Here is a 26,449-nt window from a genome sequence, read left to right on the forward strand (position 1 = left end):
CCATGAACGTCTGGAGCAAATTGCTGACGGCGCTGCGCGGCGGTGCCAATGAAATGGGTGAGGTGCTGGTCGATGGCCAGGCCCTGCGCATTCTCGATCAGGAAATCCGCGACGCCGATAGCGAGCTGCGCAAATCCAAGGAAGCGTTGGCCGAGATCATGGCCAAGCAGAAGCTGGCCGCCGAGCGTGCCAGCAAGTCTGCCGCCAAGATTGCCGAGTACGAAGAATACGCCGTCAAGGCGCTGGAGACCGGCAAGGACGACCTGGCCGCCGAAGTGGCCGGCAAGATCGCCAACCTGGAAGTCGAACTGGGCAGCGAGCGCGAGCAAGCTGACAACTACGCGGCCAGCGTCGCTCAGTTGCGTGGCGCGGTCAGCCAGGCTGAAGCCAATATCAAGCGCCTGAAACAGCAGGTGGATACCGTCAAGGCCACCGAAAGCGTGCAGAAGGCGCAGATGGCCGTGGCTCAGCGCTATGGCGGCTCGCAAGCCAAGCTGCACACCGCGGTCGAGTCGCTGGAGCGCATCAAGCAGCAGCAGGCCGAGCGTGCGGCGAAGATGGAAGCGGCGGCCGAGTTGGCCCAGGCCTCCAACCCTGACGAGTCGCTGGATGCCAAACTGCGCGCCGCCGGTATCGTCGCCGACAAGAGCAGCGCCGACAGCGTGCTGGCGCGCCTCAAGGACAAGGCCAAGCCCTGATTGCGGCTGGCTTCGATGCGTCATGAGTGGTGGGGCCAGCAGGCTCCGCCATGTTTTCAGGGATAGGAAATCATGGAAATCTTCCTGCAGGTCTCGTTGGCGTTCCCGACGGTCATCTTCAGCTTCCTGCTGTGCCTGGCAGTGCTGTACTGGGTCATCGTCGCGTTCGGCCTGATCGAGATCGACGTGCTCGACGTCGAGGCCGATTCCGCACTGGAAGGCCCGGCGGCAGCGCTCCTGTCCAAACTCAAGCTGCGTGACATACCGCTCACCCTGGTGTTCACGCTGCTGGCTTTCTTTGCCTGGTTCATCAGCTATTTCGCCGACCTCTGGCTGCTCAGCCTGCTGCCGCTCGAGTGGCTGCGTTATCCGCTGGGCGTGGTAATCGCCGTATTGGCGCTGATGCTCGCCGTGGCGCCCACCCGCCTGTTATGCGCGCCGCTGCGTCCGTTGTTTCGCAAGCTGGAAGTCACCAGCAGCAAGAGCGTGCTCGGCCAGACCGCCGTGGTGCGCAGCGGGCGGGTGACCGCCAGCCATGGCGAAGCCGTGCTGGAAGATGGCGGCGCCGGGCTGATCCTGCGGGTGCGCGCCGACGAGCAGCTGGGTTTCAAGCGTGGCGACCGTGTCGTTTTACTGGAGTACCTGGAGGCGCAGCACGCCTACCGGGTGATAACCGAGGATGAGTTCCGCGGCATCTGAGCCGTCGGTTCCGTTTGTCTCAAAGGAGATTGAGTGCAATGTACAACCTTTCCCCGTCGCTGATCCCCGTGCTGGTCGGGGTCGGCCTGGTCGCCCTGCTGATCGTCGGCCTGCTGGCCCTGTTCAAGGCCTTCTACATCAAGGTTCCCCAGGGCACCGCGCTGATCGTCAACGACATGTCGTCCACGCCCAAGGTGCATTTCACCGGCGCGCTGGTCTACCCGGTCATCCACCTCAAGGAGTTCATGAAGATCTCCCTGATCACCCTGGAGGTCGACCGCCGTGCCAAGGACGGCCTGATCTGCCGCGACAACATGCGCGCCGACATCACCGTGGCCTTCTACCTGCGCGTCAACGAGACCCAGGAAGACGTGCTCAAGGTCGCCAAGGCCATCGGCGTCGAGCGGGCCTCCGACCGTGCCGCGGTGAACGAGCTGTTCAACGCCAAGTTCTCCGAGGCCCTGAAGACCGTCGGCAAGCAGTTCGAATTCGTCCAGCTGTTCGAGAACCGCCAGGAGTTTCGCGACCGCATCGTCGAGGTGATCGGCAACGACCTCAACGGCTACGTGCTCGAAGACGTGGCCATCGACTACCTGGAGCAGACCGCCAAGAGCTCCCTGGACCCGAGCAACATTCTCGACGCCGAGGGTATCCGCAAGATCACCCAGCTGACCGCTGCGCAGAACGTCATCACCAATGACCTGGAGCGCAACGAAGAGCTGGCGATCAAGAAGAAGAACGTCGAAACCCGCGAGGCGACCTTGGCCCTGGAGCGTCAGCAGGCCGATGCCGAAGCACGCCAGAAGCGCGAGATCGAGACCATCCAGGCCCGTGAGCAGGCCGAGACCCTCAAGGTCAAGGAAGAAGAGCGCCTGAAGGCCGAGCAGGCCCGTATCCAGACCCAGCAGGAGCTGGACATCCGTGCCGAGAATCATCAGCGCGAAGTGGAAGTGGCCCAGCAGAACCGCCAGCGCGCGGTGGTCATCGAGGTGGAGAAGGTCACCCGCGCCAAGGATCTGGAAGTGGTGGCCCGCGAGCGCGAAGTCGAGCTGCAGCGCATCGAGAAGGAAAAGGCCCTGGAAGAAGAGCGCAAGAACATCGCCAGCGTGGTGCGCGAACGCGTTGCGGTGGAGAAGACCGTGGCCCAGGAAGAAGAGCGCATCAAGGAAGTCCGTGAGATCTCCGAAGCCGAGCGCATGAAGCAGGTCACCGTGCTCAACGCCCAGGCCGAAGCCGAGCAGGAGCTGGTGCGCCAGGTCAAGCAGGCCGAGGCGGACGAAACCCGTTCCAAGCACAAGGCGGTGGAAATCAACAACCTCGCCCAGGCCGAACTGGAAGCCGCAGCCAAGAGCGCCGAGGCCAAGAAGAAGCTGGCCGAAGGTATCGAAGCCGAGCGCGCTGCGCCCGGTCTGGCCGATGCGCGGGTACGTGAAGTCACCGCTGCAGCCAAGGAGAAGGAGGGCCTCGCCGAGGCGCGCGTGCAGGCCGAGCGGCTGATCGCCGAAGCCAAGGGCGAGCAGGAAAAGGGCCTGGCCCAGGCACGTGTCACCGAAGCCCAGGCCGCCGCCAAGGAGAAGGACGGCCTGGCCGATGCCAAGGTGCTGGAAGAGAAGCTCGGCGCCCAGGCGCGCGGCGAAGAGCAGCTCGGCACTGCCAAGGCGAAGGCCACCCAGGACCTGGGTATGGCCGAGGCGCAGGTGCTGCTGGAGCGTCTGAACGCCGAAGCCGAAGGCCTGGGCAAGAAGTTCGGTGCCCTGGATGCGCTCAGCGACAATGCGCGCCAGCACGAAGAGTTCCGCATGCAGCTGGAGAAGAGCTTCGAGGAGGCCATGGCCGCCATCGCCGCCAACAAGGAAATCGCCAAGGATCAGGCCGAGGTGCTGGCCACCGCGCTGGCCAAGGCGAAGATCGAGATCGTCGGCGGCGAAGGCGACTTCTTCAACTCGTTCGCCAAGTCCCTTTCCGTGGGCAAGGCCATCGAGGGCGTGGTCGGCAAGAGCCCGGTGGTGCAGGACGTATTGGCGCGACTACTGCAGGGCCGCGCCGCCGAAGCCAAACCGGCTGCGGTGAGCGACAGCGACGCGGTGTAAGCCACGGTGTCAGGCTCCAGCCAACCCGGCCGGAGCCTGTTACGCGATTCGACGCGGGCCAGGCCCGCGCTTGCAGGCCGCCAGGCCTGCCCCAACTACAAGGAAAGTGGCATGTCGCAATCTAGAGATCATCTGGAAATGACCTTTCGCAGCATCCAGTGCTTTGCCGATGACGGCCGCCTGGACGCCGCCGAGCTGGGCTCGCTACTGGACATCGCCGAGCGCGATGGGGTGATCGATGACGACGAGATCCGTGTGCTGACGCGCATCATCGCCCGCATCAAACCCGAGGAGCTCGACCCCGCGATGCGCGAGAAACTCGCCGAGATCGCCCGCAAGATCGGTGCCTGAGCACCGCCTCATTCGTGTCGGCTCCGCCCATGACGGGGCCCTTGCAGACCGCGCAGATTCAGGAAGACCATGATGTCGGACGCCCAGGCCGAAAACACCCAACAGGACATTCTCGACAAGGCCGTTGCCGAAGGCGGCGCCTATGAGGTGCTGCACAAGCGCCTGCAGGAGCAGGGTTTGCGCCTGCGGCAGGGCACCGAAGCACTCAACGGGCAGCGCCTGGAGGAGTTCGGCAGCAGCCAGATGGAAGTCATTGGCCGGGTGCGCATCCGCACCGAGAACAACTGCATCGCCCGCGACATCGTGCAGGTCGGCGACTGGCTGCTGTTCGGCTACAACGTGTTCATGGGCCTGAAGAAGGAAACCGCGGTCGCCGACGTGTTCTCCCTCTATCGCCTGGTCGAAGGCAGCGAGGGCTATGAAGCCGAATCGATCCCGCTGGATGGCACTTTCCTGAGCCAGAGCGGCTTCGTCAACGACTTCAACGAGCTGTACACCTACTACAAGAACACTCGCCTGCTGCAGTTGGCGATCCGCGACGGCAAGCTGCTGGCCAGCTTCCAGATCGGCGAGCGGATCACCGACATCCGCGTGTTCCGCTGGTCGCTGTCGCTCGACGGCAAACAGGTGCAGTACATCGACAACCGCGGTGAACGCGATATCGCGCTGCCCGCACCGTTCGATTTCGAGTGGCAGAAGACCAGCCGCGAGATGACGGTCAATGGCCGCCACCCGCACCTGAACATCCTCGACACGGTGTTCGTCGAGACGGTCGGCGGCGACCTGACCATCAAGGTCGAGAACAACACCGAGAGCGGGCAGGGCATCTACCGCGAAGAGGTGATGGACAAGACCCAGTCGCTGGACGATGCGCAGATCGAGTACGCCGCCCTGGGCAGCCTGATCCTGCTGAAGATCCTGCCGTACCGCGAAGAGCAGTGGCGCTACCTGGTGTTCAACCGCCTGACCCGCAAGGTCGAGCGCATCGATGCCATCGGCCTGGCCTGCGTGCAGTTGCCCGAAGACCACGGCATCATCTTTCCCGGCGGTTACTACCTGCAGAACGGCGAGCACAAGACCTTCGAGCAGTCGATGGCCGGCATGCGCTTCAAGCGCTCGGTGCGCTCGCCCAACGGCGAGGACGTGCAGTACATCTTCTACCACCCGGGCGAAGGCCGGGCGGTGCTGCTGACCTACAACATGGTCACCCGCCAGCTGCAGAACCCGATCTTCGGCCACGGCTATGCGCGCCTGGAAGACGGCCGCATGGTGATCTTCTCCGCCGAGGGCGATGAGCCGACGCGCATCCACCCCATGCAGGTCTGGCAGACGCCGTTCGAGAGCGAGGAATACGCCGCCCGCCAACCGGCGCGCAGCGGCTTCTTCGGGCGTATCGGCAATGCCGAGCTGGTGCGCGGGGTGTCCGACCTGTTCAACCTCAGCCGCGAGATCGACAGCCGTGAAGTGTCGGTGGCGCGCTACAGCCTGCTGTGCCAGAACACCCGCCGGCTGTTCGATATCTACCACTGGCTGAGCGACCCGCAATGCGCCGAGCTGGCGCCGCTGTTGCGCGAGATCGCCGCCACCGGCGAGCTGGTGCTCGACGAGTTCGAGAAGGTCGAGAGCATTCGCCAGCAGTCCGCCGCGGCCATGGCCGAGGCCGAAAGCCGGCAGAAGGCGCTGCTCGAAAGCGTGCGCTCGGACACCTGGGACAAGGTCGAGCAATACGTCGAAGCGCTCAATGCGATCACCGCCCAGCGTGGCCAGCTGCTGACCATCCGCGACTACCGCTACATCGACGTGGCGCGCATCGACGCCATGGAAACCGCGCTGCTCGAGGCCCGCGACCAGACTGCCGCGGCGACCTCGCGCTTTCTCGCCGGTGACGCCGCGCTGCAGCCTTATCACCACAACCTGCAGCTGCTCGACGAGCAGGTGCAGAAGGCCGAAAGCGTCGCGCAACTGGCCGAGCCGTTGGCCAGCCTCAACGAGATGGCCGGTAACCTGGACATGCTGTCCGGCCTGATGGCCTCGCTGCAGATCGACGACGCCACCGAACGCACGCGTATCGTCGACGCCATTTCCGAGGTCTATGCCAAGCTCAACCAGGCCAAGGCGCGCGCCGAGCAGCGTCGCAAGGGCCTGGGTTCGGCAGAGACCGTGGCGCAGTTCGGTGCCCAGTTCAAGCTGTTCAGCCAGAGCATCACCAACGCCCTGGCACTGGCCCAGGATCCCGAGCGCTGCGACGAGCAGTTGTCGCGGCTGCTGGTGCAGCTCGAAGAGCTGGAAAGCCAGTTCGGCGATCACGAACAGTTTCTCGGTGACATCCTGGCCAAGCGCGAGGAGCTGCTGGAAACCTTCGAGGCGCACAAGCAGAGCCTGCTCGACGAGCGCCAGCGCAAGGCCCAGGGCCTGCTCGACGCCGCGCGGCGGATTCTCGACAGCCTGGGGCGGCGTACCGCCAAGCTCAGCGAGGCCCAGGAGCTCAACGCCTTCTTCGCCGCCGACCCGCTGATTCTCAAGCTGCGTGAGCTGGCCGAGCGCCTGCGCGAGCTCAAGGACAGCGTCAAGGCCGATGACGTCGAGGCGCGCCTCAAGGCCGCCCGCGACCAGGCGGTGCGTGCGCTGCGCGACAAGAGCGAGCTGTTCGAGGCGGGTGGCGATGTCATCAAGCTGGGGCCGCGCCACCGCTTCGCGGTCAACACCCAGGAACTCGACCTGACCCTGTTGCCCCGTGGTGACGGCTTGTTCCTGCACCTGACCGGCACCGATTTCCTCGAGCCGCTGCACGATGCCGAGCTCGAGGGCCTGCGCGATTACTGGCAGGTGAGCCTGGAGTCCGAATCGGCCGCGCTGTATCGCGGTGAATACCTGGCGGGGCTGGTGCTCGACGCGGCGGTGCGCACCCGCGATGGCCTGAGCCTGGATCAGCTCAAGACGCACATGAGCCAGCCGGAGGAGCTGCTCAAGCGCATTCGCGAATTCGCCGCACCGCGTTACAAGGAGGGCTATCAGAAGGGCATCCACGATCAGGACGCCATGGCCATCCTGCTGCGCTTGCTGGCGCTGCGCGAGGCGGCTGGCCTGCTCACCTATTCACCGCGGGCGCGCGGCTTCGCACTGTTCTTCTGGAGCCGCTGGCGCGAAGACGTGGACGCCGTGCACTGGCCGGAGCGGGCGCGTACCTGCGCCAACATCCGCCAGTTGTTCGCTCGCGACGAGGGCATCCGCCAACTGCAGGGCGAAGTGCTCAAGGCGCTGCAGGGTTTTCTGGCCCGCCACCCGATGCCGGTCGAGGCAGCCCTGCAACGTGAAGCTGCCGAGTACCTGGTCGAGGAACTGGCCGCCCAGCGCATCGAGTTCGTGGTCAGCAAATATGCCCGCGAGCTGTTCGATGGCCTGCGCCAGCACCTGGAAGCCGTCCATATGTGGGACGGCTACCTGCAGGCCCAGGAGCGTCTGCGGGGGCGCCCGGAGCAGCGCTGGGCGCTGGCCGAGAACTGGCTGCAGGCCTATTGCGCGCAGCAGGGCCACCAGCACCTCGACGCCTACGTGCCGGAGGCCGTGGCCCTGGGCCTGATCGACAGCGATGTGCCGCTGCGGGTCACCGAGGCGGACCTGCAGGTGCGCGTCGAGGGGCTGCTCGGTGATCACCCGCGCATTCAGGACGGCACCCTGAATTTTGCCCTGCACGATTTCTTCCAGCGCCTGCGCCACCACCGCGAAACCTTCCTGCCCGAGCTGCAGCGCTACCAGAGCCTGCGCCAGGAGGTGGTCAACCGTGAGCGTATGGCGCTGCGCCTGAGCGAGTTCAAGCCGCGGCCGCTGTCCTCGTTCGTGCGCAACAAGCTGATCAACGACGTGTACCTGGGCTTTATCGGCGACAACCTGGCCAAGCAGATGGGCACTGCCGGCGAGAACAAGCGCACCGACCTGATGGGCCTGCTGATGCTCATTTCGCCGCCCGGCTACGGCAAGACCACGCTGATGGAGTACGTGGCCCATCGCCTCGGCCTGATCTTCATGAAGATCAACGGCCCGGCCCTCGGCCACGAGGTGCGCTCCATCGACCCGGCCCAGGCGCCGGACGCCACCTCGCGCCAGGAGCTGGAGAAGCTCAACCTGGCCCTGGAAATGGGCAACAACGTGATGCTCTATGTCGATGACATCCAGCACACCCACCCCGAATTCCTGCAGAAATTCATCTCGCTGTGCGACGGCACCCGGCGCATCGAGGGCGTGTGGAAGGGCCACACCAAGACCTACGACATGCGCGGCAAGAAGTTCTGCGTGGTGATGAGCGGCAACCCGTATACCGAGTCCGGCGACGTGTTCAAGATCCCCGACATGCTCGCCAACCGCGCCGACATCTACAACCTGGGCGACACCCTGGGTGGCATGCAGGAAGCCTTCGCGCTGAGCTACATCGAGAACAGCCTGACCTCCAACCCGGTACTGGCGCCGCTGGCCACCCGCGAGATGGCCGACGTCTATCGCTTCGTCGCCAAGGCCGAGGGCAAGCCGTTCTCCGCCAACGAGCTGTCGCACAGCTACAGCGGCGCCGAGATCAACGAGATCGTCGCCACCCTGCAGCGCCTGATGCAGGTGCGTGACGTGGTCGGCCGGGTCAACCAGCAATACATCGTCAGTGCCGCCCAGGCCGACAGCTACCGCACCGAGCCACCGTTCAAGCTGCAGGGCAGCTACCGCAACATGAACAAGATGGCCGAGAAGATCAGCTCGGTAATGAACGATGCCGAGCTGCTGCAACTGATCGCCGACCACTACCAGGGCGAGTCGCAGCTGCTCACCACCGGCGCCGAGGAGAACCTGCTCAAGCTCGCCGAACTGCGTGGCAACCAGACGCCCGAGCAGCTCGAGCGCTGGACGCAGATCAAGCGCGACTTCATGCGCAACAAGGCCATGGGCGGCAGCGATTCGGACGTCGGCGCCCGTGTGGTGGCGCAGCTCAACGACCTGGTCGAGGGCGTGCGCGGCCTGGCTCGCAGTGAGCCTGCCGCACCTGCGCCTGCCGCCGTGCCCTGGCAGGAACTGCTGGCTGGCCTCGAGCGCCTGCGCGACGTGCAGCCGAAGGTGGAGGTGGCCGTGCAGGCGCAGCCGCAACCCGGCGTGCAGGCATTGCTCGAACGGCTGGCCGATGGCCTGCAGGATGGCGTGGTGCCGCTGATCAATGCCATGGACAAGAAGATCGACATCGACCTGGGTACCCACAAGCGCATGGGCGACATGGCCCAGCAACTGCGGGAGATCGCCCGGATGATGGGGCAGGGTGGCGAGACGCCGTGACGCTCTGGCTGTTACCGCGCCTGAAGCTGCTGTTCGGCATCGCCGCGGTGATGGTCGTGCTGCAACTGATCAACAGCCTGGATGGCTACGCCCTCAATCGCTTCGGGCTGATCCCCCGGGAGCTCCAGGCGTTGCCAGGCATCCTGCTGGCGCCCTGGTTGCACGGCAGCTGGCTGCACCTGTTCGGTAACCTCAGCGGTTTCCTGGTGCTGGGCGCCCTGGCGCTGCTGGAGTCGCGCGGCGAGTTCATCCGCGCCAGCCTGTTCATCATCGTTGCCAGTGGGGTGTTGGTCTGGCTGTTCGGCCGTCCGGGTATTCATGTCGGCTCCAGCGGCTGGCTGTTCGGCTTGTGGGGCCTGTTGCTGGGGCGCGCCTGGTTCCGCCGCAGCTTCGCCGACCTGTTGTTGGCGGCCCTGGCTCTGCTGTTGTATGGCGGCTTCTTCTACGGCCTGCTGCCCCGGCAGGGCGTGTCGTTCGAATATCACCTGGCCGGCGCGCTGTGCGGCGGCCTGTACGCCTCATGGCAACGCGGCGGCCAGAAACGCCGCACCCGAAAACGGACTCGACAGGGTTAAGAATGGACTTCAACCGCCTCGACCAACACCTGCGTGACAGCCTCGCCGACCTCAAACTCGACAATGACGAGCGCGACGAGCTGCGTGAACTGGGCAGCGACCTGGCGCCCGATCAGGTGCGCTATATGCGCAACCGCGCCTTCGCCCTGGTACGCGACATCATCGGCAACCCCGAGCATGCCGTGCCGGCCCTCAAATGGCTGGAGCAGGTGATCAAGACCCTGGAAGTGCGCTGCTCACCCATACGCGGCCAGAGCAGTGCGCACTTCAGCCCCGGGGAAAGCTGCCGTCAGCGCATTCGTGATCTGTGCCGCGGGGCCAAGGAGTCGGTGGACGTGTGCGTGTACACCATTTCCGATGACCAGCTCAGCGACGAGTTGATCGCCGTGCACCGCCGCGGCCTTGCCGTGCGCATCATCAGTGACAACGAGAAACGCTTCGATGCCGGCAGTGACATCCAGCAGCTGATCGATTCGGGCGTGCCGCTGCGCATCGACAACAGCCCGTTTCACATGCACCACAAGTTCGCCCTGTTCGATGGTCGCCTGCTGCTCAACGGCAGCTTCAACTGGACGCGCAGCGCCAGCACCAGCAATGAGGAGAATCTGCTGGTGACCGACGATCCTCATCTGGTTGCCGAATACCGCCGCGAGTTCGAGATGCTCTGGGGGCGCTACCGCCCGAGCTAAGAGCCTGTTCACGATCTGCTGCGCGTCGGCGCTCCTGCGTTAAAAACAAGCTGGATTGCCAGCCCAGTCGCAATGCTCATTTACCACTTGTAAACTCCGCTTCCTCGCTTGTTTTTGTGGGGGCGCCTAGCCCTTGGATCGCTCTAGCTCGCGAAATCGTGAGCAGGCTCTGATCGTTCAGCGGCGCAGGGCCGGCAGCACCGCCAGCAGGCCGGCGGGTAGCTGGCGACGCAGCGCGTCGCTCATCGCTTCCCGGCGTTTCTGGTAGAGCAGCCCGAGGCCCATCACGCCGAGGCCGAGCAGGCTGACCACCACCGGGAACAGCAGCGAGTCCTCGAACACGTCGTGGGCCAGGTAGCCCAGATAACCGGCCACGCCCAGGGCGCCGAAGACCATGAACACTGGGCGGCGCAGCAGTACGGCGAGGCCGATCAGGCCCAGGTTGATCAGGCAGTACAGCAGCTTGCCGAACTCGCTGCCGCTGTCCATCAGGCTCAGGCCGCCCCAGAACGCGGTCAGCCCGGCCAGATAACCCCAGAAGGCGAAATCCTGTTTGCTGCGCCCGTCCACCAGCAGGCTGACGAGCAGGATCACCAGGCCGAACCACAGCGACACCTCGCGGCGTTGCTCCCAGCTGAAATATTCGCCATGCAGCAGTTCGCTCAGGTCCATCGACATGAACCACAGCGCCACGGCGATCGGCATGACGATGAACGGGAAGGGCAGCAGGCGCAGTACCAGCAGGCCGACCAGCACGGTGGCCACCTCCATCACCAGCCAGCCGCCCTGTACGTAGCGGTAGTAGTCGACGTAATCCGACTGCGCGTCGTCCATGGGCCAGATGCCGAACAGCCGTTGCCCGGCGAACACCACCAGCGGTGTGAGGCTCACGGCAACGGCGCCGAGCAGGCCGCCGGGAATCACCTGGCCGCGCTGCCACAGGCTGCGCCCGCCGAGCAGCAACAGCAGCAGGTAGGCCGAGCTGATCACCAGCAGCGCGGCGTCGCCGATGCTCATCCAGGCTTCGGTCATCAGCCAGCCCATGGCGCCCATGATCAGCAGCGCGCCGAAGTAATAGGCGATATGGGAGAGCTGAAAGCTGGGGCGCTCGGAGGGTGCCCGGCGGAGAAATTCCAGCAGCGCCTGATCCTGCCCGGGTTGCAGAACGCCGGCCTGCACGGCGCGGCTCAGGTCGCTGCTGTCGATCTTCAGAGTCATGAGTGGTCCCTGCTAGCGTGACGTCCTGTCGGCCCGTGTGGGGCAGGGCGCTGGTGAGGCGGCTGGGCCAGAGCGAGAGGCCGCCCTGGCCGCTGAGGTGCTGGTCAGTTCTTGCGTGGTACGGCTTTGAGCAGCTCGTCCGGCGGCATTTCGCATTGGATCTTGCGGCCGATCAACTCCTCGATCGGCGGCAGGGCGAAGGCATCGTCTTCACCGGCGAAGCTGATCGAGGTGCCGCTGCTGCCTGCGCGGCCGGTACGCCCGATGCGGTGCACGTAGTCGTCCGGGTCTTCCGGCAGGGTGAAGTTGATCACGTGGCTGATGCCGTCGACGTGGATGCCGCGGCCGGCCACGTCGGTGGCGACCATGACGCGGATCTTGCCTTCGCGAAAGCCTTCCAGGGCGCGGATGCGCTTGTGCTGGGGAATGTCACCGGACATCTGCACCGCGCTGATGCCGTCGCGGGTCAGGCGCTCTTCGATGCGCCGCACTTCGTCCTTGCGGTTGGCGAAGACCATCACGCGGATCCAGTCGTTCTGGGTGATCAGGTTGTAGAGCAGTTTGTACTTGTCGGCCGAGGCCACGGCGTAGACGTGCTGCTCGACCGTGTCGCTGGCGACGTTTTCCGGTTCGATCTCGACGATGGCCGGGTCGGTGGTCCATTGCTTGGCCAGGTTCATCACGTCTTCGGTGAAGGTGGCCGAGAACAGCAGGGTCTGGCGCTCGCCCTTCATCGGGGTCTGGCGGATGATCTGGCGAACCTGGGGGATGAAGCCCATGTCGAGCATGCGGTCGGCTTCGTCGAGCACCATCACCTCGACCATGTCCAGGTGCACTTCGCCGCGCTGGTTGAAGTCCAGCAGGCGGCCCGGGGTGGCGACCAGAATGTCGCAGAAGCGCGATTCGAGCTGCTTGAGCTGTTTGTCGAAGTCCATGCCGCCGACGAAGCTCATCACGTTCAGGTCGCTGTACTTGGTCAGCTCCTGCGCGTCCTTGGCGATCTGCACCACCAGCTCGCGGGTAGGCGCGATGATCAGCGCCCGCGGCTCGCCCATGTAGCGATCCTTGGGCGGCGGCGTCTGCTGCAGCTGGGTGATGATCGAGATCAGGAACGCGGCGGTCTTGCCGGTACCGGTTTGCGCGCGGCCAATGGCGTCGCGGCCCTTGAGGGTATAGCCGAGAACGCCCGCCTGGATCGGCGTGCAGTACGGGAAGCCCAGGTCATGGATGGCGTGCATCAGCTCCGGCGACAGCTTGAAGTCGTGGAAGCGAGTCTTGCCGGGGGCCGGCTCGACCTTGAAATCTTCGAGTTTCCAGCTGTCGACGGGCTTGGGCGCGCGTTCGCGACGGGGCTTGGCGAGTTTGTTCTGCGGCTTCTGCTCGGCGCTGGGCGGGGCTTCTGGCGGGCGCGGCTGGTGCTGCTCACGAGGCGCGGCGGCAGGGGGCGAAGCGGCTTCGAGGGTCGGGGAGACTGAGCTGTGTGGCTCATTTTCGGCTTTGCCGAATATTTTTTTGAGTGCTTTGAGCACGGTCATCTCGTCGATTGATTAAGGAATGAACGCTAGGGTCTGTTGTCCGGCCAGTGTAAAGCAAGACGCGGGCAGGGCGAAGTACCCTGCCAATGCACCCATGGGCGGCCCTCGATCAGTTCGCCGGCAGGCTGGCGAGCAGCAGGCGCTGGACGTTGCCACCCATGATCGCGGCGATGTCGTCGCGGCTGAAGCCGGCGCCGAGCAGACCTTCGGTCAGTTGCGCCAGGCCGCTGACATCGAAGGGGGCGTGGATGGTGCCGTTGAAGTCGGAGCCCAGGGCCACGTGCTCGACGCCCACCAGGTCCGCAGTGTAGCGAATCGCCTTGACGATCGCGGTCACCGAGGTTGCGCACACGGCGGTGTCCCAGTAACCGATGCCGATCACCCCGCCGGTCGCGGCAATGGCGCGAATATGCCGGTCGCTGAGGTTGCGGGTGCCCGGGCAGGTACCTTCGACGCCGCCGTGGGACACCAGCAGCGGGCGCGTGGCCATGGCCAGTACATCGTCCATCAGCGGGCGTGAGCCGTGGGCCAGGTCGATCAGCATCGACTTCTCTTCGAGGCGCGCGATGACCTGCCGCCCGAATGGCGTCAGCCCACCCTTGTTCAGGCCGTGGGCGGAGCCGCCGACCTCGTTGTCGAAGAAGTGGGTCAGCCCGGCCATGCGAAAGCCGGCGGCGTAGAGCCGGTCGAGGTTTTCCAGGTGGCCTTCCAGCGGATGCAGGCCTTCGGTGGCCAACAGCGTGGCGACCCGCTGTGGGTCCTGCTGCCAGGCCTGCAGAAAGTCGAGCAGATCCTTGCGGGTTCTGATCTGCACCAGCCGACCGTCGCTGCCCGAGGCCGCTTCGTGAAGTTTCTCGGCCTGGTACAGGGCGCGCTGCAGCAGGCTGTTCCAGGTCGCCCGCGGCCAGCGCTGGGCCATGGCGAGCAGGGTGATGGTGTCGCTGTCGGCGCCGTTGCTTTCGTAGTTCAGTCCGCGAGGGGATTTGGTGACCGTGGAAAACACCTGCAGGCCGACGCGCCCGTCGAGCATCCGCGGCAGGTCCGAATGGCCGTAGCTGTAGCGTTTGAGCAGGTCACGCTCCCAGAGCAGGGCGTCATCGTGCAGGTCGGCGATGAACAGGGTGTGGTGCAGGCGCGTGGCCGTCTCGCTCGCCGGGTAGGGGGCCGGGGACTCGACGCTGTTCATGCGTCGGTCGAGCACGCTGGGCAGGGTGAAGAACACGCCGGCCGCCAGGCCCAGGGCAATCGGGACGATGAGCAGGCGCTTGCGCATGGGGCTTTCCAGAGAGAGGGGGCGTCAGCTTGCCAGGCGCTGACGGCAATTCAATGACAGAGCCGATTGCGGCCGCTGTTCTTGGCCCGGTACAGGGCCTTGTCGGCGCGGGCAATCAGGCCGGCCAGGCCATCGCGAGCGTTCATCTGCGCCAGGCCCAGGGAGATGGTCACGCCCGGCTGGGCGCCCAGTGGTGAATAGAAGGAGCCGATCCGCTCCAGGCTCTCACGCAGGCGCTCGGCCACCTCGGCGGCCTGCTGCAGCGCCAGTTCGGGCAGCAGCACCACGAATTCCTCACCGCCGTAGCGCACCAGGCTGTCGCGCGTTCGCAGCTGGCGGCGCAGCGTATGGGCGACCAGGCACAACGCGTAGTCACCGGCCAGGTGGCCGTGCTGATCGTTGTAATCCTTGAAGTGGTCGACGTCGAGCATCAGCAGGCACAGCGGCTGCTTGTCGATCAGGCAGCGCGCACGTTCGCGCTCGAACACGTGCTCCAGCCAGCGGCGGTTGAAGGCGCCGGTGAGCTTGTCGACATTGGCGTTCTGTTCACTGTTGATCAGTTGCCGGTTGCCCTGGCGCACGCGATCACAGAGCACCTTGAGCAGGTTGTGCATCATCTGCGGCGATTGCTGGAACAGCGAGCTGAGCGCGTCGCGATGCAGGCGCAGCACGCTGCTGGGTTCGGTGGCCACCACGTAGGCGCTGGGGTGCTCGTTGTCGAGGAAACTGATCTCGCCCGCACAGTCGCCCGGGCCCAGGGTGGTGACCGGCTGATTGTCGAGGGAGCCCAGGTACACCTTGAGGCTGCCAGTGACGAGTATATAAAGGTACTGGTTGCGATCGAACGGCGAGAGCAGCACTTCGCCCGCGTCCAGCTCGCAGGGGCGAAAGGCATCGAGCAGTCGGTTGAGGCTACCGAGCGCGACGTTGTCGAACAGCCGCAGTTGGCGAATCTGCTGCAGGTCGGTTTGCCAGTGGGCCACCTTCATGGCATCAGCGTCCTTGCTTGAAAACGCGCAACGATCAGCATCGCCAACGCTCCCATGGGTTGATGACGGCGTTCGTGATCAACGAACGGGTCTCATGCCGGTGACAGTATCGCCCGCCAGTCAGGCTGACAATCGTCATGCGTCGTGCCGACGACCGGCGGCGCGGGGACTGTGAAGGCGGTCACAGGCGCGCCGCCAAAACCCGCGTTACAGACGGGCTGCGAGCCAGGCGCCGATATCCCGGATCTCTTCTGGCAACACTTCGTGGGCCATCGGGTACGCCTGCCAGGCCACGCTGACGCCGCGTGCCTGCAGCCAGTCGTGAGCGCTGCGGCCCATGCTCGGCAGCACCACGCCATCCTGGGTGCCGTGCAGGCAATAGACCGGGATGGCGCGTTGTGCGTCGCTCAACTGCAGCTCGTCAGCAAAGCTGGGCGCATAGGTCGACAGGGCCAGCACGCCGCCCAGTGGTTCCTGCCAGCGCAGGAAGGCGGTGTGCAGCACCACTGCACCGCCCTGGGAAAAACCGGCCAGGAAGATGCGCTGCGGGTCGATGCCGTCGCCCTGCTGCGCTTCGATCAACTCAATGACCTGCCCGGCGGACTGCTCGAGCTGCTCGCGATCGATCGCCCGGGCCGGGCTCATGGCCAGAATGTCGTACCAGCTGGGCATCGCGTAGCCGCCGTTGATGGTTACCGGGCGGGTGGGCGCCTGTGGCAGCACAAAGCGCGTGCTGCGCAGCGATTGCTGCAGGGCCTGGGCGACCGGCTGGAAATCGAAGCGGTCTGCACCCAGACCGTGCAGCCAGATGACGCACGAATCCGCGGGAAGTGGGGGCTGCAGTAGCAATGTGGTATCCATGTTTTGCTCCAATGTGGGGCCTGTGCGTTGTTTTGGTGCGTGACTGTTTTCCGTCACTGTACTGATCCATGAACTAGATGTCGCAAGATTACAACTTTGCCCCCTTGACCCGCCTATCTCGCGGCTAAAAACGTCCTGTGGTATGGCCTTTGCTATAGAGCAAGAGACTGATGTCGACGGCCTGGCGTGGTAACACCGCGCCAAGCCGTGGAGCAGACGGGAAAGCCGATTTGATGGGGTTTCCAAAAGGTTCGCCGGGCGCTGCATGCCCGTCGATGTGCAAATTCGCGATCCGTCTCGTGCCCGTTCACCAACGGGCTGGTGCACGTATCGATGACCTGCTCTCGAATAGGTCACGACACTGGCACCGAGGTCTGGTCTCCGGTCTACACTGTTGCTGCCAATAGTGACGACATGCCCCAAAAGGGTACGGCGATCGGGCTGAGACTCCAACACAACAAAAGCAACCGGAGAATGTTCAATGAAGATGGTTAAAACCACCCTGGCGATGTTGACCGCCGCCGCCGTTCTGGGCGCTGCAGGCATGGCTCACGCCGGTGCTACCCTCGACGCCGTAAAGAAGAAGGGCTTTGTACAGTGTGGCGTCAGTGACGGCTTGCCGGGTTTCTCGGTGCCGGATGCCAAGGGCAACTACCAGGGCATCGACGTCGATATCTGCCGCGGCGTGGCCGCTGCAGTGCTGGGCGACGCGACCAAGGTCAAGTACAGCCCGCTGACCGCCAAGGAGCGTTTCACCGCCATTCAGTCCGGTGAAGTCGACGTGCTGTCGCGCAACACCACCTGGACCAGCTCCCGCGACGGCGGCATGGGCCTGGTGTTCACCGGCGTGACCTACTACGACGGCATCGGCTTTCTGGTCAACAAGAAGCTGGGCGTTGCCAGCGCCAAGGAACTGGATGGCGCGACCATCTGTATCCAGGCAGGCACCACCACCGAGCTGAACGTCTCCGACTACTTCCGCTCCAACGGCCTCAAGTACACCCCGATCACCTTCGACACCTCCGACGAGAGCGCCAAGTCGCTGGAAGCCGGCCGTTGCGACGTGCTGACCTCCGACCAGTCGCAGCTGTACGCACAGCGCATCAAGCTGGGCGCGCCGGATGACTGGGTAGTGCTGCCGGAAGTGATCTCCAAGGAGCCGCTGGGCCCGCTGGTTCGTCGTGGCGACGAAGACTGGATGGCTATCGTCAAGTGGACCCTGTTCGCCATGCTCAACGCCGAAGAGCTGGGTGTCGACTCCAAGAACGTCGAAGCCCTGGCCAAGGAAACCAAGAACCCCGACGTCGCCCGTATGCTGGGTGCTGACGGTGAGTACGGCAAGGACCTGAAGCTGCCGAAGGACTGGGTCGTCCAGATCGTCAAGCAGGTCGGTAACTACGGCGAAATTTTCGACCGTAACATCGGCAAGGGCAGCGAGCTGAAAATCGAGCGTGGCCTCAACGCTCTGTGGAACAAAGGCGGTCTGCACTACGCACCTCCAGTGCGTTGATTGACCTGTCGCCCGGCAGTGCACTGCCGGGCGATTTTCGTTCCGTTATACCTGGGGCATTCCCATGCAGAAAAACATCGGCGCACCGCAGGGGTTCTCCCTTAGCGATCCACGTGTGCGCGCCTGGCTATTCCAGATCATTACCGTTGTGGCCGTGGTCGCAATGGGCTGGTTCCTGTTCAGCAATACGCAGACCAACCTGCAACACCGGGGCATCACCTCGGGCTTCGACTTCCTCGAGCGCAGTGCCGGCTTTGGCATCGCTCAGCACCTGATCAGCTACACCGAAGCGGACAGCTATGCCCGCGTCTTCGTGATCGGCCTGCTCAATACCCTGCTGGTTTCGTTCATCGGCATCGTGCTGGCGACCTTCCTCGGCTTCGTCATCGGTGTCGCGCGCCTGTCGCCGAACTGGATGATCAGCAAGCTGGCCACCGTATACATCGAGATCTTCCGCAACATCCCGCCGTTGCTGCAGATTCTCTTCTGGTACTTCGCCGTGCTGCTGCCGCTGCCCGGGCCGCGGGCCAGCATCAGCATCGGAGAAAGCTTCTTTCTCAGCAACCGTGGCCTGAACATGCCGGCTGCCGAGGCGACCGGTGCGTTCTGGCCGTTCGTGGTCGGTCTGGTCATTACCCTGGTGGCTATCGTGATGATGACCCGCTGGGCCAACAAGCGCTTCGAAGCCACCGGCCAGCCGTTCCACAAGTTCTGGGTTGGGCTGGGTCTGGCAATCGTCATCCCGACCTTGTTCGCCCTGGTCTTCGGCAGCCCGCTGCACTGGTCGCTACCCGAGCTCAAGGGCTTCAACTTCGTGGGCGGCTGGGTGATGATCCCCGAGCTGCTGGCGCTGACCATCGCGCTGACCGTCTATACCGCGGCGTTCATCGCCGAGAACGTGCGCTCCGGGATCAACTCGGTCAGCCACGGCCAGACCGAAGCTGCCCGCTCCCTGGGCCTGCGCCCCGGCCCGACGCTGCGCAAGGTGATCATCCCGCAAGCCATGCGGGTGATCATTCCGCCGCTGACCAGCCAGTACCTGAACCTGGCGAAGAACTCGTCCCTGGCGGCCGGTATCGGCTATCCGGACATGGTCTCGCTGTTCGCCGGTACGGTACTCAACCAGACCGGTCAGGCCATCGAGGTGATTGCCATCACCATGAGCGTCTACCTGGCGATCAGTATCAGCATTTCCCTGCTGATGAACTGGTACAACAAGCGCATCGCGCTGATCGAGCGGTGAGGACCTAGCGCAATGAGCACTCATACTTTCAAACCGGATCTGCCGCCACCCAGCGCCAGCGTTGGCGTGGTCGCCTGGATGCGCAGCAATCTGTTCTCCAGCTGGCTCAATACGCTGCTGACCCTGTTCGCCATCTACCTCATCTGGCTGATGGTGCCGCCACTGCTCAAGTGGGCGCTGTTCGACGCCAACTGGGTGGGCACCACCCGCGCCGATTGCACCAAGGAGGGCGCCTGCTGGGTGTTCATCCAGTCGCGCTTCAGCCAGTTCATGTATGGCTTCTACCCCAGCGAACTGCGCTGGCGCGTCGACCTGACCGCGGTACTGGCGATCGTCGGGGCCGCGCCGCTGTTCATCTCCAGGTTCCCGCGCAAGGCCATCTACGGCATCGGCTTTCTGGTGATCTACCCGATCGTCGCCTGGTGCCTGCTGCATGGTGGCGTGTTCGGTCTGGACACCGTGCCGACCAGCCGGTGGGGCGGCCTGATGCTGACCCTGGTGATCGCTGCCGTCGGTATCGCCGGTGCGCTGCCGCTGGGCATCCTGCTGGCGCTGGGGCGTCGCTCCAACATGCCGGCGGTGAAGGTGGTCTGCGTGACCTTCATCGAATTCTGGCGTGGTGTGCCGCTGATCACCGTGCTGTTCATGTCCTCGGTGATGCTGCCGTTGTTCCTGCCCGAGGGCATGAGCTTCGACAAGCTGATGCGTGCACTGATCGGCGTGATCCTGTTCCAGTCGGCCTACATCGCCGAAGTGGTACGTGGCGGCCTGCAGGCGATTCCCAAGGGGCAATACGAGGCGGCCGGCGCCATGGGCCTGGGCTACTGGCGGATGATGGGGCTGGTGATCCTGCCGCAAGCGCTCAAGCTGGTGATCCCGGGTATCGTCAACACCTTCATTGCCCTGTTCAAGGACACCAGCCTGGTGATCATCATCGGCCTGTTCGACCTGCTCAACAGCGTCAAGCAGGCGGCTGCCGACCCGGCCTGGCTGGGCATGGCGACCGAAGGCTATGTGTTCGCCGCCCTGATTTTCTGGATTTTCTGTTTTGGTATGTCCCGCTACTCCCTCCATCTGGAGCGGAAGCTCGACACCGGCCACAAGCGTTAGGAGCTGTTCAGTATTCGCTGCGCGTCGGCCAGGCGGCGTTGAAAACATTCTCGGGATGCTCATGTACAACCGTACATTCCGCTCCCTCGACTGTTCTCGCCTTGCCTGGCTCCAGCTCGCTAAATCCTGAATCAGCCCCTTGAGAGGAGTGAATTATGAGTGAAGCAAACAAGCAACCCAGCGCCGAGCCGATCATCCAGCTGCAGGGCGTGAACAAGTGGTACGGCCAGTTCCACGTTCTCAAGGACATCAACCTGGACGTGCGCCAGGGCGAGCGTATCGTGCTGTGCGGCCCGTCGGGCTCGGGCAAGTCGACCACCATCCGTTGCATCAATCGCCTGGAAGAACACCAGGCCGGGCGCATCGTGGTCGATGGCACCGAACTGACCCGCGACCTCAAGCATATCGAGACCGTACGCCGCGAAGTGGGCATGGTGTTCCAGCACTTCAACCTGTTCCCGCACCTGACCGTGCTGCAGAACTGCATCCTGGCGCCGATGTGGGTGCGCAAGATGCCCAAGCGCAAGGCCGAGGAAATCGCCATGCATTACCTGGAGCGCGTACGCATTCCCGAGCAGGCGCACAAGTTCCCGGGGCAACTGTCCGGCGGCCAGCAGCAGCGGGTGGCCATCGCCCGCGCGCTGTGCATGAAACCGAAGATCATGCTGTTCGACGAGCCGACCTCGGCACTCGACCCGGAAATGGTCAAGGAAGTCCTCGACACCATGATCGGCCTGGCCCAGGACGGCATGACCATGCTCTGCGTGACCCACGAGATGGGCTTCGCCCGTACCGTGGCGGACCGGGTGATCTTCATGGACAAGGGTGAGATCGTCGAACAGGCCGAGCCGAACGCCTTCTTCGACAACCCGCAGAACGAGCGTACCAAGCTGTTCCTGGGGCAGATCCTGCACTGAGGACGGTTGGGCAAAGCGCAGACACGGGTCTGCGCTTTGCCGGAACGCCGCTAAAAAACGCCGGGGCCTGAGCCCCGGCGTTTTTTTATGTGGCTTCTCATTTTTAGGGAGACTGCATTTGTTTTGCTTTTGATCTTGGCTGCGATTACACAGGCGACGCCCAAGCCCCTTCAGGAGGCCGAGTGGAATCGCCACGTAAGGGGTTGAGCGACATGGATGTCGCGAGAGCTGCGATGGGCCAGGGATGGCCCTTTGCAGCGTGCCCCTGGAGTGGTGATGGAGCGAGGGAACCCCGGCGTAGCCGGGGCCGGATGGTGGGGTGCCCTTCTCTTTGGTTACTTTCTCTTGGGCAAGCAAGAGAAAGTGACTCGCCCGTAAGGGGCGAAACCCGCCCGGCCAGGCGGCGTGCTAATCGAGAGAGCCAAGCCATCGGCAGTGAACACTTATTTGCCAGTCAGGTTTCAACCCGCACTTTCTCAAACTATGCGAAGAACCTCTTTTATGAGTGAAAACAGGTTCAGAATGTCCGCCCCTGAGCCTCACGACTTGTCCTCAGGCTTCAGGTAGCTGTTGATGATCGCCGAGAAATCCAGGCCACCGTGCCCGTCGCAGCTGAAGCGCTGGTAGAGCTGCTGGGCGAGGGCACCGAGTATCACCGGTTGCCTGATCTGCCGTGCCGCGTCGGTGGCCAGGCCCAGATCCTTGAGCATCAGGTCGGTGCCGAACCCGCCGCTGTAGCCGCGTGAGGCCGGTACGTTGTCGAGCACGCCTGGGTAGGGGTTGTTGGTGTCCGAACTCCAGCAGCGCCCGCTGGAGGTGTTGATGATGTTCGCCAGCACCTTGGCGTCGATGCCCAGTGACACCCCCAGCGCCATGGCCTCGGCAACGCCGATCATCGAGATGCCCAGCAGCATGTTGTTAGCCACCTTCGCCACCTGGCCATTGCCGCTGCCGCCACAGTGCACGATGTTGCGGCCCATGGCAGCCAGAATCGGCTGCGCCTTGGCAAAGTCCGCCTCGGCGCCGCCCACCATGAAGGTCAGGGTGCCGGCCGCCGCACCGCCGGTGCCGCCAGACACCGGAGCATCGAGCATCGGGTTGCCGTGGGTGGCGGCCGCCTTGGCGACTTCCCGGGCGGCCAGCGGGTCGATGGTCGACGAGTCGATCAGCAGCACGCCCGGTGCCACCTTGGCCAGCAGGCCGTCGTCGCCGAGGTAGACCGCCTTCACATGGGCCGAAGCCGGCAGCATGCTGATCACCACGTCGGCGTCCTGCAGCACGCCGCAGGCGGTTTCGGCGCCGCTGGCACCGGCTTGCACCAGGGCGTCGACGGCGCCAGTGTGCAGGTCGAACACGCGCAGCTTGTGGCCTGCCTTGAGCAGGTTCAGCGCCATTGGTCCGCCCATATTGCCCAGGCCGATGAATCCGATATTCATGGTCGTCGCCTCACTTCAGGGTGATGGTGGTGTTCACCGCGCCGCCGACGTCGCTCTCGTCGAACCAGCGTTGGGTCACGGTCTTGGTCTGGGTATAGAACTGCACCACCTGCTTGCCGTACGGGCCCAGGTCGCCGAGTTTCGAGGCCCGCGAGCCGGTGAACGAGAACATCGGCACCGGCACCGGAATCGGCACGTTGATGCCCACCTGGCCAACGTCGATCTCCTCCTGGAAATGCCGGGCTGCAGCACCGGAGCGGGTGAAAATCGCCGTGCCGTTGCCATTGGGATTGGCGTTGATCAGCGCGATGGCCTCATCCAGGGTGGCGGCGTGCACCACGCAGAGCACCGGGCCGAAGATCTCCTCGCGGTAGATGCTCATCTGCGGCGTCACGCCGTCGAAGATGGTTGGCCCGACGAAGTTGCCGCGCTCGTAGCCGGCAACGGATGGGTTGCGGCCATCGAGCACCAGGCGGGCACCTTCGCGCTTGCCGCGCTCGATCAGGCTGCTGACCCGATCCAGCGCGGCGCAGGAGATCAGCGGGCCGACATCGGTGCCGCTTTCCACGCCGCCGCCCACCTTGAGGGTTTCGGCCTTGGCGACCAGCTCCGCCAGCCAGCCCTGGGCCTCGCCGACCAGAATCACCACCGACAGCGCCATGCAGCGCTGCCCGGCGGCGCCGAACGCGGCACCGGCCAGGTTGTTCAGGGTCTGTTCCTTGTGCGCATCGGGCAGCACGATGGCGTGGTTCTTCGCGCCCATCATGCATTGCACGCGCTTGCCGGCCTGGCTGGCGCGGTTGTAGACGTGAGTGCCGACGCGGGTCGAACCGACGAAGGACACCGCCTTGATAGCCGGGTGATCGCAGATCGCGTTCACCGCGTCCTCGCCGCCGTGCACCACGTTGAGCACACCGGGTGGCACGCCGGCCTGCAGCGCCAGCTCGCACAGGCGCATGGTCACCATCGGGTCCTGCTCCGAAGGCTTGAGCACGAAGGTGTTGCCGGTGGCGATGGCCATCGGGAACATCCACAGCGGGATCATCGCCGGGAAATTGAACGGGGTGATGCCCGCGCACACGCCCAGCGGTTGCAGCAGGGTGTAGGTATCCACGCCACCGGCCACGTTGTTGGCCAGCTCGCCGAGTTGCAGGTTGCCGATGCCAGCGGCGTGTTCCACCACCTCCAGGCCACGGAACACATCGCCCTCGGCGTCGGCGAGGGTCTTGCCCTGTTCGGCGGTAAGAATCGCCGCCAGCTCTTTCATGTTTTCGCGGATCAGCTGCTGGTACTTGAGAAAGATCCGCGCGCGGGCGCCGATTGGCGTCTTGCGCCAACTCTGGAAGGCCTGGCTGGCGCTGTTCACCGCCGCGTCGATTTCCTCGCCGGTGGCGAAGGGCACCCGGGCCAGCACCTCCTGGGTCGCCGGGTTGACGACAGCGCGCCATTGCTCGCTGCGCGATTCGACGAATTCGCCGTTGATCAACAGTTTCACTGTGGTGGTCATGGTTCGATCCTTTGTCTGCAAGTCAGCGGGCGCGCAGTGGCGCTGGGCGTGGGGCATTCGGGGCGCTGCGCTCAACCGGCACGCGGGGTGGGTCGCTGCGCATCAACGCGGTGCACAACAGCGCGACGATGCCCATGCCGATCAGGTAGGCGATCACGTAGCGCGGGCTGCCGTCGGCGGCGGCCAGCAGGCTGGTGGCGATCATCGGTGCGAAGCCGCCACCGAGTACGCCGGCCAGTTGTACCGACAGCGAGATGCCGCTGTAGCGAATCTCCGCCGGGAACTGGCGGGCGAACAACAGCGATTCCGGGGCATAGAGAATCGGGAACACCACGCCCACCGCCAGCACCATGGCCCACCACACCAGCAGCGGCTCGCGGGTGCCGAGCATGGCGAAGAAGGGGTAGACGAAGGCGCAGAGCAACAGCGGCCCGGTGAAGTACAGGCGCTTCTGGCCGACACGATCGGACAGCCAGCCGCAGAACGGCATGGTCGCCAGCGACAGCGCAGCACCGGCGGTGATGGCATGCAGCACCTCGGCGCGGGGAATCTGCAGCTGGTTGGCGGCGTAGGCGAGGGCGAAGGTGACCGCCATGTAGAACCAGGCGTTTTCGGCGGTGCGCGCGCCGATGATGGTCAGGGTGGCGCGCGGGTGCTTACGCACCACTTCCATCAGCGGCAGGCTGACACGGCGGTTCTGCTGCTTGAGCTTCTCGAAGTCCGGCGACTCGGCGACCTTCACGCGGATCAGCCAGCCCACCGCCAGCAGCACCACGCTGGCCAGGAACGGCAGGCGCCAGCCCCAGGCGAGCATCTGCTCCTCGGGCAGCGAGGCGACCGCGCCCATGGCCAGGGTGGACAGCACCAGGCCGGCGCCAACGCCGGTCTGCGGCAGGCTGCCATAGAAGCCCTTCTTGCCTTCGGGGGCGTGCTCGACGGCCATCAGTACCGCGCCACCCCATTCGCCGCCCACCGCCATGCCCTGCAGAAAGCGCATGACCACCAGCAGCGCCGCGGCCCAATAGCCGATCTGCTCGTAGGTGGGCAGCAGGCCGATGGCGATGGTCGGGATGCCCATCATCAGCAGCGTGAGCATCAGCATCGACTTGCGGCCGATGCGGTCACCGAAGTGGCCGAAGATGATGCCGCCCAGCGGCCGGCCGATAAAGCCCACCGCGTAGGTAGCGAACGCCGCCAGCACGCCGGTGATCGGGTCGAGGGTAGGGAAGAACAGCTTGTTGAAGACCAGCGCGGCGGCGGTGCCGTAGAGAAAGAAGTCATACCACTCGATGGTGGTGCCCGCCATGCTGGCCAAGCCAGCGATGCGATAGTGCTTGCGGCCGGCAGCCGGCCCGTGAGCATTGGAGTCGTTCATGAGTTGCCTGCTGTTGTTTTTGTCGTAGGAACTTGGAACTGTCGGCAGCTGGAATGCGCTACCTCGTTGGAGTATAGGTATGCAAAGTTTCTGATCCAGCACCTAAAAAGACAGGTTGGTTATGCAGAAAAGCATGATGTCGGCCGGCCAGATGAACTGGGACGACCTGAAGTTCTTCCTCGAAGTGGCGCGCACCCGAACCGCCAGCGGCGCTGCCAGGCGCCTGGGGGTGGACTACACCACGGTGTCGCGGCGTATCGGCGCGTTGGAAAAGGCGCTGAGCACCTTGCTGTTCGAGCGTTCGCGAGCCAGCGGCTTCGTGTTGACCACGGAAGGGCAGCACCTGCTGGGTTACGCCGAAGCGCTGGAGAGCACCCTGCAGACCGCCTGCGAACAGGTATCGGGGGCCAGCCTGGCGCTCTCGGGCCACGTGCGCATCGGCTCAACCGAGGGCTTTGGCAGCTACTTCGTGGCGCCCCAGCTGGGCGGCTTTCAGGACATCTACCCGAACATCGCCATCGACCTGCTGCCGGTGCCGCACTTCATCAGCCTGTCGCGCCGTGAGGCGGATATCGCCATCACCCTGGAGCGCCCGGAGCGCGGGCCCTATGTCTGTTCCAGGCTGTGCGACTACGCCTTGAAGCTGTACGCGACGCCCGAGTACCTGCACAAGCACGCGCCGATCCGCCAGGTGGACGACCTCAGCCGGCACTCGTTCATCACCTACGTCGATGACCTGGCATTCAGCCCGGAGCTGCTCTACCTGGAAAGCATCGTGCCCAATGCCAGCAGCACGCTGCGCAGCACCAGCGTGGTGGCCCAGTACCTGGCCACCTTGCAGGGGCGGGCGCTGGCGATTCTGCCGTGCTTTCTGGCCGGGCCGGATACCCGGCTGATCGAGGTACTGCCTGATGAGGTAAAGGTCACCCGGCAGTTCTGGCTCTACTACCGCGAGGATCTGCGCAAGCTCAAACGCATCACCCTGGTGGCCGATTACCTGCGTGCCTGCGCCGAGCGCAATCGTGCCTTTCTACTCGGTGATACCGCTGAGATGGTGATTGCGTGA

Annotated in this window: 20 protein-coding genes; 12 read left to right on the forward strand and 8 right to left on the reverse strand. The window is 64.5% G+C overall.

The window, feature by feature from the left end; translation table 11 throughout:
• Positions 1 to 2: 2 nt before the first annotated feature.
• The 7 genes from QYS36_RS04530 to QYS36_RS04560 all read left to right on the forward strand — a co-directional run bounded on the left by QYS36_RS04530 (position 3) and on the right by QYS36_RS04560 (position 10,409).
• The gene (locus QYS36_RS04530; RefSeq protein WP_308838363.1) at positions 3 to 698 is read left to right on the forward strand and encodes a PspA/IM30 family protein; all 696 of its coding nucleotides are present in this window, start codon (positions 3 to 5) and stop codon (positions 696 to 698) included.
• Between the two features lie 72 nt (positions 699 to 770).
• On the forward strand, positions 771 to 1,397 hold the full coding sequence (locus QYS36_RS04535; protein ID WP_308838364.1) for an OB-fold-containig protein: 627 nt from the start codon (positions 771 to 773) through the stop codon (positions 1,395 to 1,397).
• A 38-nt stretch (positions 1,398 to 1,435) separates the two neighbouring features.
• Complete coding sequence (locus QYS36_RS04540) at positions 1,436 to 3,487, forward strand: flotillin family protein (protein ID WP_308838365.1); 2,052 nt, start codon at positions 1,436 to 1,438, stop codon at positions 3,485 to 3,487.
• A gap of 111 nt (positions 3,488 to 3,598) precedes the next feature.
• Entirely contained in the window at positions 3,599 to 3,838 is a 240-nt protein-coding gene (locus tag QYS36_RS04545) for a hypothetical protein (protein WP_308838366.1), read from the forward strand.
• Between the two features lie 72 nt (positions 3,839 to 3,910).
• Positions 3,911 to 9,145 (forward strand): DNA repair ATPase, encoded by a 5,235-nt coding sequence (locus QYS36_RS04550; protein WP_308838367.1) that lies wholly within the window; start codon positions 3,911 to 3,913, stop codon positions 9,143 to 9,145.
• Positions 9,142 to 9,720 carry a rhomboid family intramembrane serine protease gene (locus QYS36_RS04555; protein WP_308838368.1) on the forward strand — a complete coding sequence of 193 codons (579 nt, stop codon included), beginning with the start codon at positions 9,142 to 9,144 and terminating at the stop codon, positions 9,718 to 9,720. Before QYS36_RS04550 ends, QYS36_RS04555 begins: the two co-directional genes overlap by 4 nt.
• Before the next feature lie 2 nt (positions 9,721 to 9,722).
• Positions 9,723 to 10,409: a phospholipase D-like domain-containing protein gene (locus QYS36_RS04560; protein WP_308838369.1), complete on the forward strand. Its 687-nt coding sequence runs from the start codon at positions 9,723 to 9,725 to the stop codon at positions 10,407 to 10,409.
• 177 nt (positions 10,410 to 10,586) lie between these two features.
• On the opposite strand, the gene QYS36_RS04565 is transcribed toward QYS36_RS04560, so the two are convergent.
• The 5 genes from QYS36_RS04565 to QYS36_RS04585 form a co-directional block, all read right to left on the reverse strand.
• Complete coding sequence (locus tag QYS36_RS04565; protein ID WP_308838370.1) at positions 10,587 to 11,627, reverse strand: DUF2157 domain-containing protein; 1,041 nt, start codon at positions 11,625 to 11,627, stop codon at positions 10,587 to 10,589.
• Between the two features lie 104 nt (positions 11,628 to 11,731).
• Positions 11,732 to 13,156: an ATP-dependent RNA helicase RhlB gene (gene rhlB / locus QYS36_RS04570; protein WP_308838371.1), complete on the reverse strand. Its 1,425-nt coding sequence runs from the start codon at positions 13,154 to 13,156 to the stop codon at positions 11,732 to 11,734.
• Positions 13,157 to 13,271: 115 nt separating this feature from the next.
• Complete coding sequence (locus tag QYS36_RS04575) at positions 13,272 to 14,435, reverse strand: dipeptidase (protein ID WP_308838372.1); 1,164 nt, start codon at positions 14,433 to 14,435, stop codon at positions 13,272 to 13,274.
• Positions 14,436 to 14,485: 50 nt separating this feature from the next.
• Positions 14,486 to 15,424: a GGDEF domain-containing protein gene (locus tag QYS36_RS04580; RefSeq protein WP_308838373.1), complete on the reverse strand. Its 939-nt coding sequence runs from the start codon at positions 15,422 to 15,424 to the stop codon at positions 14,486 to 14,488.
• A gap of 207 nt (positions 15,425 to 15,631) precedes the next feature.
• Positions 15,632 to 16,285 carry an alpha/beta fold hydrolase gene (locus QYS36_RS04585; RefSeq protein WP_308838374.1) on the reverse strand — a complete coding sequence of 218 codons (654 nt, stop codon included), beginning with the start codon at positions 16,283 to 16,285 and terminating at the stop codon, positions 15,632 to 15,634.
• 481 nt (positions 16,286 to 16,766) lie between these two features.
• On the opposite strand from QYS36_RS04585, the gene QYS36_RS04590 reads away from it, so the two are divergent.
• From QYS36_RS04590 to QYS36_RS04605, 4 genes are all read left to right on the forward strand, one after another.
• Positions 16,767 to 17,795 (forward strand): amino acid ABC transporter substrate-binding protein, encoded by a 1,029-nt coding sequence (locus QYS36_RS04590; protein WP_308838375.1) that lies wholly within the window; start codon positions 16,767 to 16,769, stop codon positions 17,793 to 17,795.
• Between the two features lie 64 nt (positions 17,796 to 17,859).
• Positions 17,860 to 19,038: an amino acid ABC transporter permease gene (locus tag QYS36_RS04595; protein WP_308838376.1), complete on the forward strand. Its 1,179-nt coding sequence runs from the start codon at positions 17,860 to 17,862 to the stop codon at positions 19,036 to 19,038.
• A 12-nt stretch (positions 19,039 to 19,050) separates the two neighbouring features.
• Entirely contained in the window at positions 19,051 to 20,148 is a 1,098-nt protein-coding gene (locus tag QYS36_RS04600) for an amino acid ABC transporter permease (protein WP_308838377.1), read from the forward strand.
• Between the two features lie 155 nt (positions 20,149 to 20,303).
• Entirely contained in the window at positions 20,304 to 21,065 is a 762-nt protein-coding gene (locus tag QYS36_RS04605) for an amino acid ABC transporter ATP-binding protein (RefSeq protein WP_308838378.1), read from the forward strand.
• Between the two features lie 539 nt (positions 21,066 to 21,604).
• Here QYS36_RS04605 and mmsB read toward each other — a convergent pair.
• The 3 genes from mmsB to QYS36_RS04620 are packed head-to-tail and all read right to left on the reverse strand — an operon-like array spanning position 21,605 to position 25,383.
• Positions 21,605 to 22,501 (reverse strand): 3-hydroxyisobutyrate dehydrogenase, encoded by an 897-nt coding sequence (gene mmsB, locus QYS36_RS04610; protein WP_308838379.1) that lies wholly within the window; start codon positions 22,499 to 22,501, stop codon positions 21,605 to 21,607.
• Between the two features lie 10 nt (positions 22,502 to 22,511).
• Positions 22,512 to 24,008, reverse strand: a complete 1,497-nt coding sequence (locus tag QYS36_RS04615; RefSeq protein ID WP_308838380.1) for a CoA-acylating methylmalonate-semialdehyde dehydrogenase — start codon at positions 24,006 to 24,008, stop codon at positions 22,512 to 22,514.
• 22 nt (positions 24,009 to 24,030) lie between these two features.
• Positions 24,031 to 25,383 carry an MFS transporter gene (locus QYS36_RS04620; protein WP_308838381.1) on the reverse strand — a complete coding sequence of 451 codons (1,353 nt, stop codon included), beginning with the start codon at positions 25,381 to 25,383 and terminating at the stop codon, positions 24,031 to 24,033.
• 121 nt (positions 25,384 to 25,504) lie between these two features.
• Here QYS36_RS04620 and QYS36_RS04625 point away from each other — a divergent pair, with 121 nt between their 5' ends.
• Positions 25,505 to 26,449 (forward strand): LysR family transcriptional regulator, encoded by a 945-nt coding sequence (locus QYS36_RS04625; RefSeq protein WP_308838382.1) that lies wholly within the window; start codon positions 25,505 to 25,507, stop codon positions 26,447 to 26,449.

Source organism: Pseudomonas sp. G34, assembly GCF_031119625.1.
Classification (GTDB): domain Bacteria; phylum Pseudomonadota; class Gammaproteobacteria; order Pseudomonadales; family Pseudomonadaceae; genus Aquipseudomonas.

Excerpts from the sequence above, each read along its gene's own strand:
- QYS36_RS04615 (WP_308838380.1), bottom strand. The coding sequence starts at position 24,008 with ATGACCACCACAGTGAAACTGTTGATCAACGGCGAATTCGTCGAATCG.
- QYS36_RS04620 (WP_308838381.1), bottom strand. The coding sequence starts at position 25,383 with ATGAACGACTCCAATGCTCACGGGCCGGCTGCCGGCCGCAAGCACTAT.
- QYS36_RS04560 (WP_308838369.1), top strand. The coding sequence starts at position 9,723 with ATGGACTTCAACCGCCTCGACCAACACCTGCGTGACAGCCTCGCCGAC.
- QYS36_RS04535 (WP_308838364.1), top strand. The coding sequence starts at position 771 with ATGGAAATCTTCCTGCAGGTCTCGTTGGCGTTCCCGACGGTCATCTTC.
- QYS36_RS04590 (WP_308838375.1), top strand. The coding sequence starts at position 16,767 with ATGAAGATGGTTAAAACCACCCTGGCGATGTTGACCGCCGCCGCCGTT.
- QYS36_RS04545 (WP_308838366.1), top strand. The coding sequence starts at position 3,599 with ATGTCGCAATCTAGAGATCATCTGGAAATGACCTTTCGCAGCATCCAG.
- QYS36_RS04595 (WP_308838376.1), top strand. The coding sequence starts at position 17,860 with ATGCAGAAAAACATCGGCGCACCGCAGGGGTTCTCCCTTAGCGATCCA.
- QYS36_RS04530 (WP_308838363.1), top strand. The coding sequence starts at position 3 with ATGAACGTCTGGAGCAAATTGCTGACGGCGCTGCGCGGCGGTGCCAAT.
- QYS36_RS04605 (WP_308838378.1), top strand. The coding sequence starts at position 20,304 with ATGAGTGAAGCAAACAAGCAACCCAGCGCCGAGCCGATCATCCAGCTG.
- QYS36_RS04625 (WP_308838382.1), top strand. The coding sequence starts at position 25,505 with ATGCAGAAAAGCATGATGTCGGCCGGCCAGATGAACTGGGACGACCTG.
- QYS36_RS04565 (WP_308838370.1), bottom strand. The coding sequence starts at position 11,627 with ATGACTCTGAAGATCGACAGCAGCGACCTGAGCCGCGCCGTGCAGGCC.
- QYS36_RS04580 (WP_308838373.1), bottom strand. The coding sequence starts at position 15,424 with ATGAAGGTGGCCCACTGGCAAACCGACCTGCAGCAGATTCGCCAACTG.
- QYS36_RS04585 (WP_308838374.1), bottom strand. The coding sequence starts at position 16,285 with ATGGATACCACATTGCTACTGCAGCCCCCACTTCCCGCGGATTCGTGC.
- QYS36_RS04550 (WP_308838367.1), top strand. The coding sequence starts at position 3,911 with ATGTCGGACGCCCAGGCCGAAAACACCCAACAGGACATTCTCGACAAG.
- QYS36_RS04600 (WP_308838377.1), top strand. The coding sequence starts at position 19,051 with ATGAGCACTCATACTTTCAAACCGGATCTGCCGCCACCCAGCGCCAGC.
- QYS36_RS04540 (WP_308838365.1), top strand. The coding sequence starts at position 1,436 with ATGTACAACCTTTCCCCGTCGCTGATCCCCGTGCTGGTCGGGGTCGGC.
- mmsB (WP_308838379.1), bottom strand. The coding sequence starts at position 22,501 with ATGAATATCGGATTCATCGGCCTGGGCAATATGGGCGGACCAATGGCG.
- QYS36_RS04575 (WP_308838372.1), bottom strand. The coding sequence starts at position 14,435 with ATGCGCAAGCGCCTGCTCATCGTCCCGATTGCCCTGGGCCTGGCGGCC.